This is a genomic window from Streptomyces sp. NRRL WC-3618, from assembly GCF_001280005.1.
Taxonomy (GTDB): Bacteria; Actinomycetota; Actinomycetes; order Streptomycetales; family Streptomycetaceae; genus Streptomyces.
On record NZ_LGDW01000264.1, the window covers coordinates 1 to 834 of the forward strand.

Here is an 834-nt window from a genome sequence, read left to right on the forward strand (position 1 = left end):
ACTTGAAGAAGGGGGGCAGCCAGAGGCAGTCGACGCCGAGCCACTGGAGGTAGTCGAGTTTGGCGGTCAGGCCCTTGAGGTCGCCGACTCCGTCACCGTCGCTGTCCTGGAAGGAGCGGACCAGGACCTCGTAGAAGACGGCGCGTTTGAACCACTCGGGGTCCCGGTCCTTGACGGGAGTGTCCTCGAAGGTGTCCGGGACAGGATCGTTGACGGTCACGGTGTTACCGGCCTCCAGTCGAATGCCGCAGCAGGTGACATACGTGCGCGGGTGCCTTTCCCGGCTCCAGACGTACGTAGTTGGTGCGGCCCCAGTGGTAGGTCTCGCCGCTCAGTTCGTCATGCACCGTGACGAAATTCCGTTCGTTGTCCCGGGTGTCCAAGCCGAGTTGTGGCATGTCCAACGAGACCGTCGCCTCCTGGGTGCGGTGCGGATCGAGATTCACGACCACCACGACCGTGTCCTCACCGGTGCGTTTGCTGTACGCGATCACGGCGTCGTTGTCGGTCCGGTGGAAGTACAGATTCCTGAGCCGGTGCAGGGCGGGGTGGGCACGCCTGATCCGGTTGAGAGCGGTGATGAGCGGGACGATCGACTGCCCGTTCCGCTCGGCCGACTCCCAGTCCCTGGGCCGGAGTTGGTATTTCTCGGAGTCCAGGTATTCTTCGCTGCCTTCACGCAGCGGGGTGTTCTCGCACAGTTCGTAGCCGCTGTAGATCCCCCAGGTGGGAGACAGTGTCGCGGCCAGCACGGCACGCGCCTCGAACGCCGGACGGCCGCCCTGCTGAAGGTACTCGTGCAGGATGTCGGGGGTGTTGACGAAGAAATTCGGC

The 834-nt window shown here is 63.9% G+C and carries 2 protein-coding genes; both read right to left on the bottom strand.

Annotation, left to right across the window (positions count from 1 at the left end; translation table 11 throughout):
* Positions 1–220 (bottom strand): alpha-amylase family glycosyl hydrolase (locus ADL01_RS22265; RefSeq protein ID WP_267889931.1); only part of this gene is annotated, 220 nt, incomplete at its 3' end.
* Between the two features lie 4 nt (positions 221–224).
* Positions 225–834 (bottom strand): DUF3459 domain-containing protein (locus tag ADL01_RS22270; protein WP_159049593.1); only part of this gene is annotated, 610 nt, incomplete at its 5' end.